The following is a 12,706-nucleotide window of genomic DNA, read 5'->3' on the forward strand; positions in this document are numbered from 1 at the left end:
AGAAACCTTATAGAACTAATATAAACAAAAAGAGACAGTTTGGCAAGTAAAGTATTATACCAGCCCTTAATTTCCAGTTTTTAAATTGGTTTTATTTAGGATTTTTTTGTTATACTAGGATGAAAATAAAATTTTAGAAAGTTACTTATGAAGAAAAATATTGTTCTTTTCATTTTTCTCCTTCTGAGCGCGATTGGCTTAGAATACGAGACACAAGCCTATACTACTGGCAGTATGTCAGGTACTTCCTATGGGATTGTCGGACTGTCAGCCCTCTTGGCCCTGCTCTATATCATCCCTGCCCTGCTCTTGATTCGCCAACTGGGTAAAAAATGGCAAACTCCTGCACTTAGCCTTGGAGTAGCTCTGCTAGGTGGCCTTTTCATTTCTGGCTGGACCTCTGGCTTGGCCAACACCTATATCCACGAGTGGGTCAGCACCAGCTTCCCAAACACCTTGCTCAGCGACCTAGAAAACGCCATCGCAGCTCCACTGGTTGAAGAACCGCTCAAGCTGTTAGCAGTTGCCTTCGCTGTCTATCTAGTCCCAGTCAAAAAGCTCAAATCCTTCTTGATGCTGGGTATTACGGCTGGCATGGGTTTTCAGATTAGTGAGGACTTCTCTTATATCCTCTCTGACCTGCCCGAAGGCTTCTCCTTCACTATCTCTGGTATCCTAGGCCGTATCACTGGCGGCATTGCCTCTCACTGGCTCTACACCGCCCTAACCACTCTCGGTCTGGCTCTCATGCTACGCTATGCCAAAACTCAGAAAAATTATTTCCGAGTGGGGCTCTTCTACTTCCTAGCAGCCTTCGTTCTCCACTTCTTCTGGAACTCACCGCTGACTGCTATCGAAACGGATATCCCAATCATCGTACCTGCCATGACTGCTCTGGCTGTCTTTATCTTTTACCAAGCCTACCGAAAAGCCCATAAAATCGACCAAGAAGAATTGGAAGTGGAGTAATGCAAAAAAACGACCGTTATGGTCGTTTTTTTTTGGGTATTCAGGAATATTTTTTAACATTTAAGACATACCAAGCAATTGCAAAAATCGGAATGACCTATTTTTAGAGATATCTACATAATCCCTTTGTCATACTCTAGCATTCATTTCGCAAAATTATCTCTAATCCTCTCCCCAACGGCATTTCTATCCTATTTTCCCCATGCTCTTTCCTTAAAGAAATGTTAACATTTTCTTAAAACTAACTTATATTAGGAATCTTTAAGCCGCAGTCTGTATACTTTCTACAAATCATCTAAGAAAGAGGTATGGATATGGATTTTCTAGTGATTCCGGCCTATGAGCCTGATTATAATCTTATTAAGCTGATAAAAAAAATTCACCATAAAGGTGATTTTCATATCATTGTTATCGATGACGGCAGCTCTTCCAAATGCCAGATAGTCTTTGAGCAGGCAGAGCAGTACGCGACTGTGCTCCGTCATCAGGTCAATCAAGGCAAGGGGCGAGCGCTGAAAACTGCTTTTACCTTTATCCAAGCACTGAAAATATACGGAACGGTGGTAACAGCAGATGCGGACGGCCAGCACAAGGTCTGGGATATTTTCCGCGTAGCGAGCAAGGCTTCTGAAAATCCCAATCGGCTGATTCTGGGAGCACGCGCCTTTACTGGCAAGGTGCCTCTGCGCAGCCGCTTCGGCAACAGTCTGACTCGGGCTCTCTTCAAAGTCCAAACTGGCGTTGGTGTCTCCGATACTCAGACAGGCTTACGAGCCTTTACGACCAACATGATCCCATTTATGCTAAAGGTAGAAGGTCAGCGCTATGAGTATGAAATGAACATGCTCTTAGAAGCCAGCAAGGAATATCCCATTTTGGAAATGCCCATTGAGACAGTCTATATCAATGATAATCAAGGCTCCCACTTCCGACCAATTCGGGATGGGCTCATGATTTATAAAAATATTTTTAAATTCGCCCTGACTTCTCTTAGCAGTTTTGTCGTCGACTACATCGTCTACGCACTGGCTCTCTTATTCTTAGCTGCTGTGCCGACCAGCCTGAGAATTCTTTTAGCTAATGGGATTGCCCGCGTGACCAGCTCAATCTTTAACTATTCGACCAATAAAAGACTGGTCTTTAAGAACGACGACAGTATACTCAAGACAGGAACTGGCTATTTCAGCCTTGCTGTAGTGCTCTTTATCCTAGATACACTGCTGATTCGCCTCTTCTACGCTGTCTTTGGTCTTAATCTTCTGATTGTCAAAATCATCGTCGGCATCTTGCTCTTCACCGTCTCCTGGATGGTCCAAAAGAGATTTATTTTTAAGGAAAGGACTCACACCGCATCATGAAATTTTTAAAGAAACGCTATGCCTATGCCTCTATTTTCGGGCTGCTTCTGACAGCTTCTTTCAGCTACTCCATGCTGAAAACCTTCGTCATCGCAGAGACCATTTCCACGGTTTCAAGCGCAAGTTCGTCGTCCAATGCCGAGGCTGCCAGCAAGGCTGCGGAAACGGCAACTGTGACGGATACCAGCTATTCAGACGACAACATCTCGGTTACGCTAACTGAAAATACCGTCAGCAACACCCAGGTCTACATCGCTGATGTGACTGTCAGCTCATCAGAATACCTGAAAACAGCCTTTGCCCAAAACACTTACGGAAATAATGTCACCGCCAAAACCTCGGAAACAGCTGCCAACAACAATGCTATCCTAGCGGTTAACGGCGACTACTACGGAGCCAACACGACTGGCTATGTCATCCGCAACGGCGTCGTCTACCGCGATACCGTCCGAGAAGACTCCAGCAATGGTGATTTAGCCATTTACAAAGATGGCTCCTTCAAGATTATCTATGAAGACCAAGTCTCTGCCGATCAACTGGTCAAAGACGGCGTGGTCAATCTCTTGGCCTTCGGCCCATCTCTTGTAGAAAATGGTGAGATTGTCGTTGATACCAACTCCGAAGTCGGCCAGTCCATGTCTTCCAATCCTCGGACAGCTATCGGTATCATTGATGAAAACCACTACATCATCATCGTCTCAGACGGACGTACCTCAGAAAGCGAGGGTCTTTCCCTCTACCAAATGGCAGAAATCATGAAATCTTATGGCGTTAAGACTGCCTATAACCTCGACGGCGGGGGTTCCTCTACACTTTACTTTAACGGTCAGGTCATTAACAAACCTACAACCAACGGAAATACTATCTCAGAAAGGTCGGTGAGTGATATTGTCTACATCGGTTACTAATCACAGCAAAAAACGTTTTAGAAAAACGGCCCTTATCTACGCACTATTAACTATTTTCTTCTTTGCTTTCAGCAGAATCTATGAATCTTTCAGTTTCGGCGAGACTTCTAGCCACATGCATTATCTCTTTGTCATTCCTCTAGCGGGCGGCATTTTCCTTCTACTCTTTATGAAGGTCATCCCTAACCTCTCTCGGCTCAGCCTCAACCTCTGGAACTCAGCTGTAGCCATTATGACAGCCGGTATGCTCTTTCGTGGCATCGTCAACCTATCTGGCCGCTCCACAACGCTGGATATGCCCTACTGGTACGTAGGAGCAGCCTTTACGATTCTAGCACTACTCTCCATGGTCTTTACTCGAAGTGAGTGGAATAAAGAAATCCAGGCACAGCCAATACCCAGCAAAAAAGAAGATACAAAACTAAGTCGTCGTGAAACCTACAGTCAAGCATAGACCAAAAAACCTCAGAAAGATCTGAGGTTTTTATTCTAGTGATAATCTTTCTGAGTCTTCATTCACTCTCATACACATCACCCGTCAGCGGATCAATGACTTCTGCCAATTTAAAATGTCCCTGCTCATAATGGTAATGGCAGATGGCGCAATTGCCAAAGCGTACCTTGGGGTCCAGGGCTTGAGCCGCATTCTTGAGATAGAAGGCCCACATGGCACCGCCGTGACTAACAGCCAAGACTGGCTCTGCTCCTGCCTGCTCCATGACCTCAGTCAGAGTGACCAGCACGCGCTCACCGACTTGGTCCACACCTTCTCCACCGTAAGGGACGAATAGGTCTTCAAAAGAGGTGGCTCCTGGTCGAAATTTCGGCTGCAGGTGTTCGGGCTGGGCTTCAAAAAGGCCAAAGTTCCATTCTTTAATGCCTTTAAGGCGAGTATAGTCGGTCCGACCGGAGACAAGTTCTAAAGTATCAGAAGCTCGCTCTTGGGTGGAGGAGTATAGCTGACCAAAACGAATGCCCCGCCCTTGCAAATAAGCTCCTGCCTGCCGAGCTTGATCTTGCCCTAGTTCTGTCAAAGGAGAATCGCAAGCTCCCTGCACCAAGCCTTCTTGATTGAAAAAGGTCTGGCCATGCCGCATCAAATATAAATCTTTCATTTTTCCTCCCAATCGCTAAAATCGTGACCAATAGCCTCTTCTAGATAGAATTGGTCATGTTCAAAAGTAAACTTTAAAATTCCGCAGTTAGTCATGTGACCTAAATCATCCAGACGCCAGTTTTTCCGCCAAGCTCTGGCAAAATTGGCCATAGCTCCGCCATGGGAGACTATGAGTACAGACTGACCATCCGTCTCCTGCATGAGCTGAAGAATGGTCGTTGCCATACGCTCCTGGACCTGATCTTGTGATTCACCGCCATAGGTCACAAAGAAATCTCCATAAGGCAGGGGCGGATTGAGATCCTCGCTTTCCCCCTCAAAGGTGCCGAAGTTCCACTCCTTGAGTCCCTTGACACGCTTATAGGGAATCTTACCGTCTGTTACCAATTCCAAGGTATCACAGGCCCGCTCTTGAGTAGAGCTATAAGCATCGTCAAAAATAATTCCGGCATCCTTAAAATATTGCCCTGCCACCTTGGCCTGATAAATACCAAAATCGGTCAAAGGAGCATCACACCAACCCTGCACCTTGTGACGCAGATTGAAAAGCGTTTGGCCATGCCGCATCAGATAAAGAGTTTTTGCCATCATTCATATCTCCTTTAGATGAGTTCTAACTTTTCAAAGGCCTTGTAGAGACCGTCTTGGCTGACCGAGTCTGTCACCAGATTGGCCATGGCCTTGATTTCCGCTCCGCCATTTCCCATAGCAACGCCGACCTGACAATAGTCCAGCATAGGAATATCAACCTTGGCATCGCCAAAAGCCAGAGTATCTGCCTTATCAGCATGAAGATGCTTCAGCAGAACCTCAATAGCATGCGCCTTGGTAATGTCTTTGACTCCTAAATCACCAAAGAGAGCATGCTCGCCCTTGCCACCCCACGTACCTGCCTTGAGCTCAGGAAAAGCTGCCTTGGAATCCAGATGGTCTTGGTAGCTTCTGAGAATAAAGCTGACTTTGTTCAGGTCGTCCCGATAGAGCTCTCCTCCATAGACCAAGCCGTGAAGAGCTTCTTCAGCTTCCATATTTACTACTTTTTCTGGCTTGACACCTTTTCCAAGGACGTAGGTTCGAAGCACTGGTCGCGCTGCTTCGCGGAAGCCTTTGCTGGCAAAGAGACCGTTATTACTCTCCAGGTAAAACTCTAGCCCCCGCTCCTGAAGCCAGTCGACTAGCCTCTTAGCAACCTCTCGCGGAATCAGCTGGTGCAGAATAACCTGCCCCTTATGCTCCACATAAGAACCGTTGCCACCAATCATGCCATCAAAGCCAATATCCCAAATTTCCGGTGGCATCTCAGCCTTGCTGCGACCTGTACACACATAGACCAAATGGCCCTTTTCCCGTGCCTTGCGAATGGCGACCACAGCAGACTCCGGTATATGATTGTCATAGTCGATGATGGTACCGTCCACGTCCAGAAAGATGATTTTTCTCGTCATAAAACTTCCTCTTCCTCGCATTTGCCGAATGCTTTCTACTAATAATCCAAACTGGCAAATGCTTTCTTCATTTTTTACAAATTCTCCCATTCTGACCCAGCTCTATTTTATAAAAGCTTCACTCTATTATATACCTTTTTGAAAGCCTTTTCCTATAGAATTATCAGAGATAATGGTACTATCCTTTTTTTCTCAGAGGAAAAAGCAAGAAGGACAGCTTTTAATCAGCTTGTTCCTTCTGCTCTTTTTATTCCCCATCTTATCTACTCATCTTCTGCTTCAAATAGCCAGAGTTTAGAATCAAAGTCATAGCTCGGCTTTTGCTCAGAATCCTCCAGAAGCTGACCGCTGGAAGCGTCCGTGGTGACCAGCCCAACTCGCATAAGCTCGGCCCCAGTATAGGTACGCCCCTCTAGCCGATAGACCTTATCCGCAGCCAGTCCTTTCAGTTGCAAACGCTGATGAGAGCGATTGACTTGATTGAGGGCCTTGAAAGTGCCTAAAAGTGCAGTGTTCTGATCCTGACTGACAAGCATCCAAGCTGTCTGCCCATCTTCCTTAAATGGCGACTGCAGTCGATAAAAAGTTCCATTATGAATCAGCTCTCGATGGTGCTTGTAAAAAGCTATCTGTTCCCTGACTTCAGCCAATTCCTCTGGGTTTAGCTGATTAAGATCCAGCTCATAGCCAAAGGAACCGAAAAAGGCGACATTGCCCCGCGTCTTCAACGGAGTCAGACGGTTGGTCTGGTGATTGGGCACGATGGAGACATGAGCCCCCATGGACGAAAGCGGATAGAGAAGGCTGGTCCCGTACTGGATCTTCAAGCGCTCAATCGCATCCGAATCATCGCTGGTCCAAGCTTGAGGAGCATAGTAGATCATACCTGGATCAAAGCGGCCCCCACCTGAAGAGCAGGACTCAAATAACAAGCTCGGATAGCGATTAGTCAAACGCTCATATAAATTATAAACACCCAAGACATAGCGATGAAAAATCTCTCCTTGCTGATCGGCTGGCCAGGCAGCTGAGAAGACATCCGTCAGAGGGCGATTCATATCCCATTTGATATAATCCAGCTGCGCTTCCTCGATAACAGCTGACAGACGCTCAAATATCTCATCCACTACTTCTGGTCGAGAATAGTCCAAAACAAACTGGTTCCGACCATGGTGGGGCTGTCTATCTGGCACTGCAAGCAGCCAGTCAGGATGAGTTCGGTAGAGTTGGCTATCCTTATTGACCATTTCCGGCTCAAACCAAAGACCAAACTGCATGCCTAAACCGTGAATTCGCTCTGCTAAAGAGCCTAGCCCCTGCGGCAGCCTTTCTGGATTGACAAACCAATCCCCCAGTCCAGCGCGATCATTAGTCCGCTGGCCAAACCATCCGTCATCTAACACAAAGAGCTCCACTCCTACTTCCTGAGCCTTTTCAGCAAGTTCCAGCAGCTGATTCTCACTAAAGTCAAAATAGGTAGCTTCCCAGTTATTGATGAGAACAGGACGCGCTCGCTCGCGCCAGTAGCCCCTAGCTAGGCGTCGACGAAATAGCTGATGAAAGACTTGACTCATGCCGTTGAGGCCCCGCTCAGAATATACTAGCAGAGCTTCTGGACTGGTAAAGGACTGGCCTGCAGCCAGCTTCCACTCAAAACCAAAAGGATTGATAGCTAGCTGCAACCGGGTCACATCATAGGTATCCACCTCAGCCTGAATGAGAAAATTACCTGAATACACCAAGGCCGTTCCTAGTACTGGACCTGAAAATTCAGTCGTTTCCGGTCGCTTAAGAGCCACAAAAGGATTGTGGTGGGGACTGGAAATGCCGCGGGTTGACTCAATAGACTGAATCCCCTGCTGAAGCGGGCGCTCCTTGATATGGCGTTCCCGGGCCCATGCCCCTGATAACTGCAGCCAGTCATAATCAGCATCTGGCAGATCAAGCGACAGACTAGCTAGGGATTCCAAGTAGCAAGTTTCCCTGCCTTGATTAATCACTTTGCTAGAGCGAGCGATAACGGGCCAATCAGCAAAAATCGTATAAAACAGCTGAACTTCCACCTCTGTCAACGCATCTCGCAGGGTTAGAATAAGAGTTTTAGCCTCCGTTTGAGTCTCTGTATAAGTAGAGGGCAGCCCCTCTAAAGCTGGCTTACCATCTGCTATCTGATAACTGACATAGACAAAATCAGTAATACGCGAGCCATTTTCCTGCCGCAAACAGATAGCGGGATGACGAAAATCTGTCGTGCCGTATTCTGGAAATTCCTGCCGCACATGCTCCAAAGAATAGCGTAAATCTCCTTCTTTCCGATAGGTCGTCATGGGCCGATGCTGCAGCTCCACTAGATAAGAATAATCCCGATCTGGTACCGCCGCTCCGTAGTAAAGCTGCAAGAGTTTACCATCCTCAGAAACCCGAAAGATATAAGAAATCTCACCATTAGTCAGATGAAATTGCCTGCATTCTTCCTTAAACCAAATACTCGCCTTATTCATGACCTTCTCCTTTCACAGTCTGCAGTCAAACTTCCACTTTCATTATAAAAAAGGCCACCCCTTTTGGTAAGCCTTTCTTTCTAGTATTATTTATCCAAATGTGACTTTTTACAGCTCCTGTCCCAGATGAGAGCTAGCCTTGCGAAAATTCAAGGGCGACTGGCCACGCGCCTTCTTGAAGGCTTTTGAAAAGCTCTGTGTTCCGGCAAAGCCTGTCTTATTGGCAATCTCTTCCACCGAAAGCTGGCTGCCCGTCAGCAAATCAGCTGCCATATTGAGTCGCAAATCATTGCTGTACTCCTTGATCCCCTTGCCTACTTCATCCTTGAAAAGCCGAGATAGGTAGGAAGGGTGCAGCGCCAATTTCTGCGCCAACTCCTGCACAGATAAACTTTCTGGCAGATGACTGCTCAGTAGTTCCAAGACCTGCTGGACATAAGGATTGATCCGACGGCTTTCCGTGATTAAAGAGGTCTGCTTGAGACGCTGGGACAAGAGTTCTAAAAAGCGATAAACTTGCCTTTGCAGAGCTAGTTCAGCTGTTATTCCGCTGCCCTCATAGGCCAAACCTTCAAAGACCAAGGCCTTAAATTCCTGCAAAGAAGTCAGCTCAAAAGACCACTGGCCAGACTGTAAGCCCAGAGCCTGCAGATAAGGAGGCAAGAGATGCCCACCCAGTCCCATCCAGACATAAGACCAAGGCTCTTCTCCATCAGCCTGATAAAAGACCGATTGACCCGGTGGCACCACAAAGCCCTGCCCTTCCTGCAAATCATAGCGCTGATTGCCCACGGAGTAAGTCCCCCGTCCCTCCAGTACGATGTGAATGACATAAACATCCCGAACAGCCGGCCCAAAGCTATGGTGGGCTTCCGTTTTTGAATAACCACAGAAGGCAAAAAAACAATCTTCTTGGCCAAACTGCATAGACTTAACCAAGGTCAGCGAATGCTCCATCAGCTCCTCCTTAGATTTGGATAATTTTTTTATCCTTATTATAAAACAAAAACCACTAAACAGCAAATGAAGCTGATTAGTGGTTTCTTCATTCATCTTAGAAAGATTGGACGGATGGGTTATGATTAAAGAGAGCATGGGTAGCCTTATAGATATGGTAGGCTGTTGCAGCATTATTCATAGTGTAAAGGTGTATGCCCGCTACATCTTGGGTCACCAAGTCAACAATTTGGTCCACAGCATAAGCCAGACCAGCTGCTCTCAGAGACTCTGGGTCATGTTCGTATTTATCCAGAATAGCCCGGAATTTTCTTGGCAGCTTGATATTCTCACAGGTCTTGAGCAGGCGCAGAGCCTGATTGCGATTGAGAATCGGCATAATCCCAGCATGGATTGGCACTTCAATACCGGCTAAAATACACTTGTCCTGAAAATCATAAAAACGCTCATTGTCAAAGAAAAGCTGAGTCACCAGACTAGAACAGCCAGCATCCACCTTTTTCTTGAGATTTTGAATATCCGAAATCTGATTTGGAGAATCCGGATGGCCCTCCGGATAGCAGGCTCCAATGATGTCAAAGTGCGGTGCTTCTGTCTTAATGTATTCAATCAAATCAGTCGCATAGGTAAAATCATCCTTAGGCGCTACATCTGGAAAAATATCCCCTCGCAAAGCCAAAATCTGATGGACACCAACCCGATCCAAAGACTGCAAGATATTGGACACCATGTCCTTGGTCAGATAGACCGCAGGTAAGTGAGCAATCGTCGGAATCTGGAGATCATTGGCGATGAACTCGGTCAAACGAACCGTCGTCTCCTCAATGTCAAACTTATTATTGCTGGCAGTCACACTGATAAAGTGCGGAGCCAGATCTTGCATCTCTCTCAATGCCTGAAAAATCTTATCATTGCCTACTGCCGGATTGGGAGGAAATACTTCAAATGAGAGACTGGGTGTGTGACGACGAACCATATAACAAAAAGTTCCTTTCAATGATGGTAGTGATAGCCGAGGGCAACCCTAGAAGAACAACTTCTGCAGGATTGTCAGCTCTGCTTCAATTTTTGGGGTATCCTCCATCAAGATCAACTTTTGAGGTTCCAGGAGGATTATTGCAAATGTTGTCTAGCTGCTTTGGCTGCTTCTACTAAGCGCACCAAGCTAGCCTTGGTTTCTGGGATACCACGAGTTTTAAGACCACAGTCAGGGTTGATCCAGACCTTACTGCTTGGCACCTTAGCCAAGATAGCTTCAATCGTATGGTCGATTTCCCCTTCATTTGGCACGCGTGGTGAGTGGATGTCGTAAACTCCAGGCCCCACTTCTGTCTGGAAGTTCTTAGCCTTGAGCTCATCCAGGATTTCCAAGTTAGAGCGGCTAGCTTCAAAGGAAATCACGTCCGCATCCATGTTGTCGATCGCAGGGATGATATCTGTAAATTCTGAGTAACACATGTGAGTGTGGATTTGCGTATCGGGAGCTACTGTAGAGTGTACCAAGCGGAAGGCTGGAATTGCCCAGTCAAGATAATCTTCATACCAGTCACTGCGGCGGAGTGGTAATTTCTCACGAAGAGCAGCCTCGTCGATTTGGATAATCTTAACACCAGCAGCTTCAAGGTCAAGTACTTCATCTTTGATTGCAAGAGCGATTTGAAGGGTAGAATCCTTGATAGAGATGTCTTCACGTGGGAAAGACCAGTTGAGGATGGTTACAGGTCCAGTCAACATACCCTTAACAGGTTTGTCTGTACGGCTTTGTGCGTAGCTAGACCATTTAACAGTGATTGGGTTGAGACGAGTCACATCACCCCAGATGATTGGTGGTTTCACCCCACGCATACCGTATGATTGTACCCAACCATTCTTAGAGAAGAGGTAACCTGACAGGTTTTGACCGAAGTACTCAACCATGTCATTACGCTCGAACTCACCGTGTACTAGCACGTCAAAGCCGACTTCTTCCTGCCACTTGATCCAATCATCGATTTGCTCAGCCAAGAACTTGTCATAGTCTTCTGCTGACAGCTCGCCCTTGCGGAAAGCCAAGCGTTTGGCACGGACTTCCTTAGTTTGAGGGAAGGAGCCAATTGTCGTAGTTGGCAACGGTGGCAGATTGAGCGCCTTGTGCTGGATTTCCTCACGCTCTGCAAAGACCGGCAGGCGAGTGTAGTCAGCATCTGTCAAGCCAGCGATCCGAGCAGCCAGCTCTGCATTTTGCCCAACACGCTCTGCTGCAAAGAGAGCTTTGTTAGCTGCAAGTGCTTCAGCACCACCGCCATTGCGGATAGCATCCAAGTCACGGATTTCATCCAATTTTTCCACCGCAAAGGCAAAGTGGTTCAAGATTGCTGGTTCAAATTCTTCATTAGCAGTCGTAAATGGCACATGGAGAAGTGAGCATGAGCTTGTCAAAACAAGATTTTCAGCTGGAATTTGCTCAAGCACTGCCAAGCTCTTTTCATAGTTGTTGCGCCAGATGTTCTTACCGTTGACAATCCCTGCATAAAGAGTCTTATCAGCTGGGAAGCCACCTTTTACAAGGTCAAGAGTTTTCTTGCCTTCGACAAAGTCCAGACCAATCGCATCTACTGGCAACTCTACAAGGTCTGCATAGATGTCACGAACGTCACCAAAGTAGGTTTGAACTAAGACTTCCAAGCCTTTCTTGTCTGCCAAAAGCTTCTTATAAAGGTCCAAGAAGAGAGCTTTTTCTTCTGCTGACAGGTCTTTAACCAGACTTGGCTCATCCAGCTGGATACGCTCTGCACCTAGCTCTGCTAATTTGGCAAAAACTTCTTGATAGGCTGCAGCCAGGGCATCTACAAAGTCAGCCGGCGCTACACCGTCTTCAAAGTCAGATACTTGCAGAAGGGTGAATGGGCCGACCACAACAGGACGGGTTACCAAGCCCAACTCTTTTGCTTCTGCAAATTCATCAAAAATCTTATGCCCAGCCAGCTTGACTTGGGTTTCTTTTTCAAATTTAGGAACGATATAGTGGTAGTTGGTGTTGAACCATTTCTTCATCGGAAGGGCACGGACATCCCCTTTTTCGCCCTGATAACCACGAGCCAAGGCAAAATAACGCTCCAAGTCAGTCAGCTCCAAGCCTTGCACAGATGACGGCACCACGTTAAAGAGAAAGGCTGCATCCAATACATTGTCGTAGTGAGAAAAGTCATTTGACGGAATCTCTGAAATTCCTTTTTCCTTAACAATATTCCAGTGCTTAGCGCGCAGCTCTTTGGCTGCAGCCAGAAGCTCTTCTGCTGAGATTTCATGTCTAAAGTATTTTTCAGTTGTAAATTTCAATTCGCGGAATTCACCCAAACGTGGGAAACCAATGATAGTCGTTGACATAAACGTCCTCCAAAATTTTTCTTGATTTTATCTTATCAGAAAATCCCCCCTCTGTATAATTGGAATTTCCCAGAGTTTGATATAG

At 46.6% G+C, this 12,706-nt stretch carries 11 protein-coding genes; 4 read left to right on the forward strand and 7 right to left on the reverse strand.

Annotated features, from left to right (window positions below; all coding sequences use genetic code 11):
• The first annotated feature begins 147 nt into the window (after positions 1-147).
• The 4 genes from O3627_RS05205 (at position 148) to O3627_RS05220 (ending at position 3,689) form a co-directional block, all read left to right on the forward strand.
• Entirely contained in the window at positions 148-969 is an 822-nt protein-coding gene (locus tag O3627_RS05205) for a PrsW family intramembrane metalloprotease (protein ID WP_011836505.1), read from the forward strand.
• Positions 970-1,277: 308 nt separating this feature from the next.
• Positions 1,278-2,327 (forward strand): GtrA family protein, encoded by a 1,050-nt coding sequence (locus O3627_RS05210; protein WP_371621304.1) that lies wholly within the window; start codon positions 1,278-1,280, stop codon positions 2,325-2,327.
• A complete protein-coding gene (locus tag O3627_RS05215; RefSeq protein ID WP_002911229.1) occupies positions 2,324-3,235 on the forward strand; it encodes a phosphodiester glycosidase family protein in 912 nt (303 codons plus the stop codon). The genes O3627_RS05210 and O3627_RS05215 overlap by 4 nt, the downstream gene beginning before the upstream one ends.
• Positions 3,216-3,689 carry a hypothetical protein gene (locus O3627_RS05220; RefSeq protein ID WP_032913332.1) on the forward strand — a complete coding sequence of 158 codons (474 nt, stop codon included), beginning with the start codon at positions 3,216-3,218 and terminating at the stop codon, positions 3,687-3,689. The genes O3627_RS05215 and O3627_RS05220 overlap by 20 nt, the downstream gene beginning before the upstream one ends.
• Positions 3,690-3,747: 58 nt before the next feature.
• Here the strand turns inward: O3627_RS05220 and O3627_RS05225 are convergent, their stop codons facing one another.
• From O3627_RS05225 to metE, 7 genes are all read right to left on the reverse strand, one after another.
• Positions 3,748-4,350, reverse strand: coding sequence for a histidine phosphatase family protein (locus tag O3627_RS05225; RefSeq protein ID WP_371621305.1), 603 nt, complete (start codon positions 4,348-4,350; stop codon positions 3,748-3,750).
• A complete protein-coding gene (locus O3627_RS05230) occupies positions 4,347-4,943 on the reverse strand; it encodes a histidine phosphatase family protein (protein ID WP_168955963.1) in 597 nt (198 codons plus the stop codon). Before O3627_RS05230 ends, O3627_RS05225 begins: the two co-directional genes overlap by 4 nt.
• Before the next feature lie 11 nt (positions 4,944-4,954).
• Positions 4,955-5,797: an HAD family hydrolase gene (locus O3627_RS05235; RefSeq protein ID WP_371621306.1), complete on the reverse strand. Its 843-nt coding sequence runs from the start codon at positions 5,795-5,797 to the stop codon at positions 4,955-4,957.
• Positions 5,798-6,060: 263 nt separating this feature from the next.
• Complete coding sequence (locus O3627_RS05240) at positions 6,061-8,298, reverse strand: alpha-galactosidase (protein WP_002911224.1); 2,238 nt, start codon at positions 8,296-8,298, stop codon at positions 6,061-6,063.
• 108 nt (positions 8,299-8,406) lie between these two features.
• Positions 8,407-9,351 carry an AraC family transcriptional regulator gene (locus O3627_RS05245; RefSeq protein WP_002911223.1) on the reverse strand — a complete coding sequence of 315 codons (945 nt, stop codon included), beginning with the start codon at positions 9,349-9,351 and terminating at the stop codon, positions 8,407-8,409.
• 1 nt (position 9,352) lies between these two features.
• On the reverse strand, positions 9,353-10,231 hold the full coding sequence (metF, locus tag O3627_RS05250) for a methylenetetrahydrofolate reductase [NAD(P)H] (protein WP_002910611.1): 879 nt from the start codon (positions 10,229-10,231) through the stop codon (positions 9,353-9,355).
• A 137-nt stretch (positions 10,232-10,368) separates the two neighbouring features.
• Entirely contained in the window at positions 10,369-12,621 is a 2,253-nt protein-coding gene (gene metE / locus O3627_RS05255; RefSeq protein ID WP_002910612.1) for a 5-methyltetrahydropteroyltriglutamate--homocysteine S-methyltransferase, read from the reverse strand.
• Between the last annotated feature and the right edge of the window lie 85 nt (positions 12,622-12,706).

The organism is Streptococcus sp. 27098_8_82, from assembly GCF_041431615.1.
Lineage (GTDB): Bacteria > Bacillota > Bacilli > Lactobacillales > Streptococcaceae > Streptococcus > Streptococcus sanguinis_K.

Bases quoted from the DNA above. Each gene is read 5' to 3' on its own strand.
- O3627_RS05215 (WP_002911229.1), top strand. From the start codon at position 2,324: ATGAAATTTTTAAAGAAACGCTATGCCTATGCCTCTATTTTCGGGCTG.
- metF (WP_002910611.1), bottom strand. From the start codon at position 10,231: ATGGTTCGTCGTCACACACCCAGTCTCTCATTTGAAGTATTTCCTCCC.
- metE (WP_002910612.1), bottom strand. From the start codon at position 12,621: ATGTCAACGACTATCATTGGTTTCCCACGTTTGGGTGAATTCCGCGAA.
- O3627_RS05235 (WP_371621306.1), bottom strand. From the start codon at position 5,797: ATGACGAGAAAAATCATCTTTCTGGACGTGGACGGTACCATCATCGAC.
- O3627_RS05240 (WP_002911224.1), bottom strand. From the start codon at position 8,298: ATGAATAAGGCGAGTATTTGGTTTAAGGAAGAATGCAGGCAATTTCAT.
- O3627_RS05210 (WP_371621304.1), top strand. From the start codon at position 1,278: ATGGATATGGATTTTCTAGTGATTCCGGCCTATGAGCCTGATTATAAT.
- O3627_RS05245 (WP_002911223.1), bottom strand. From the start codon at position 9,351: ATGAATGAAGAAACCACTAATCAGCTTCATTTGCTGTTTAGTGGTTTT.
- O3627_RS05205 (WP_011836505.1), top strand. From the start codon at position 148: ATGAAGAAAAATATTGTTCTTTTCATTTTTCTCCTTCTGAGCGCGATT.
- O3627_RS05225 (WP_371621305.1), bottom strand. From the start codon at position 4,350: ATGAAAGATTTATATTTGATGCGGCATGGCCAGACCTTTTTCAATCAA.
- O3627_RS05230 (WP_168955963.1), bottom strand. From the start codon at position 4,943: ATGATGGCAAAAACTCTTTATCTGATGCGGCATGGCCAAACGCTTTTC.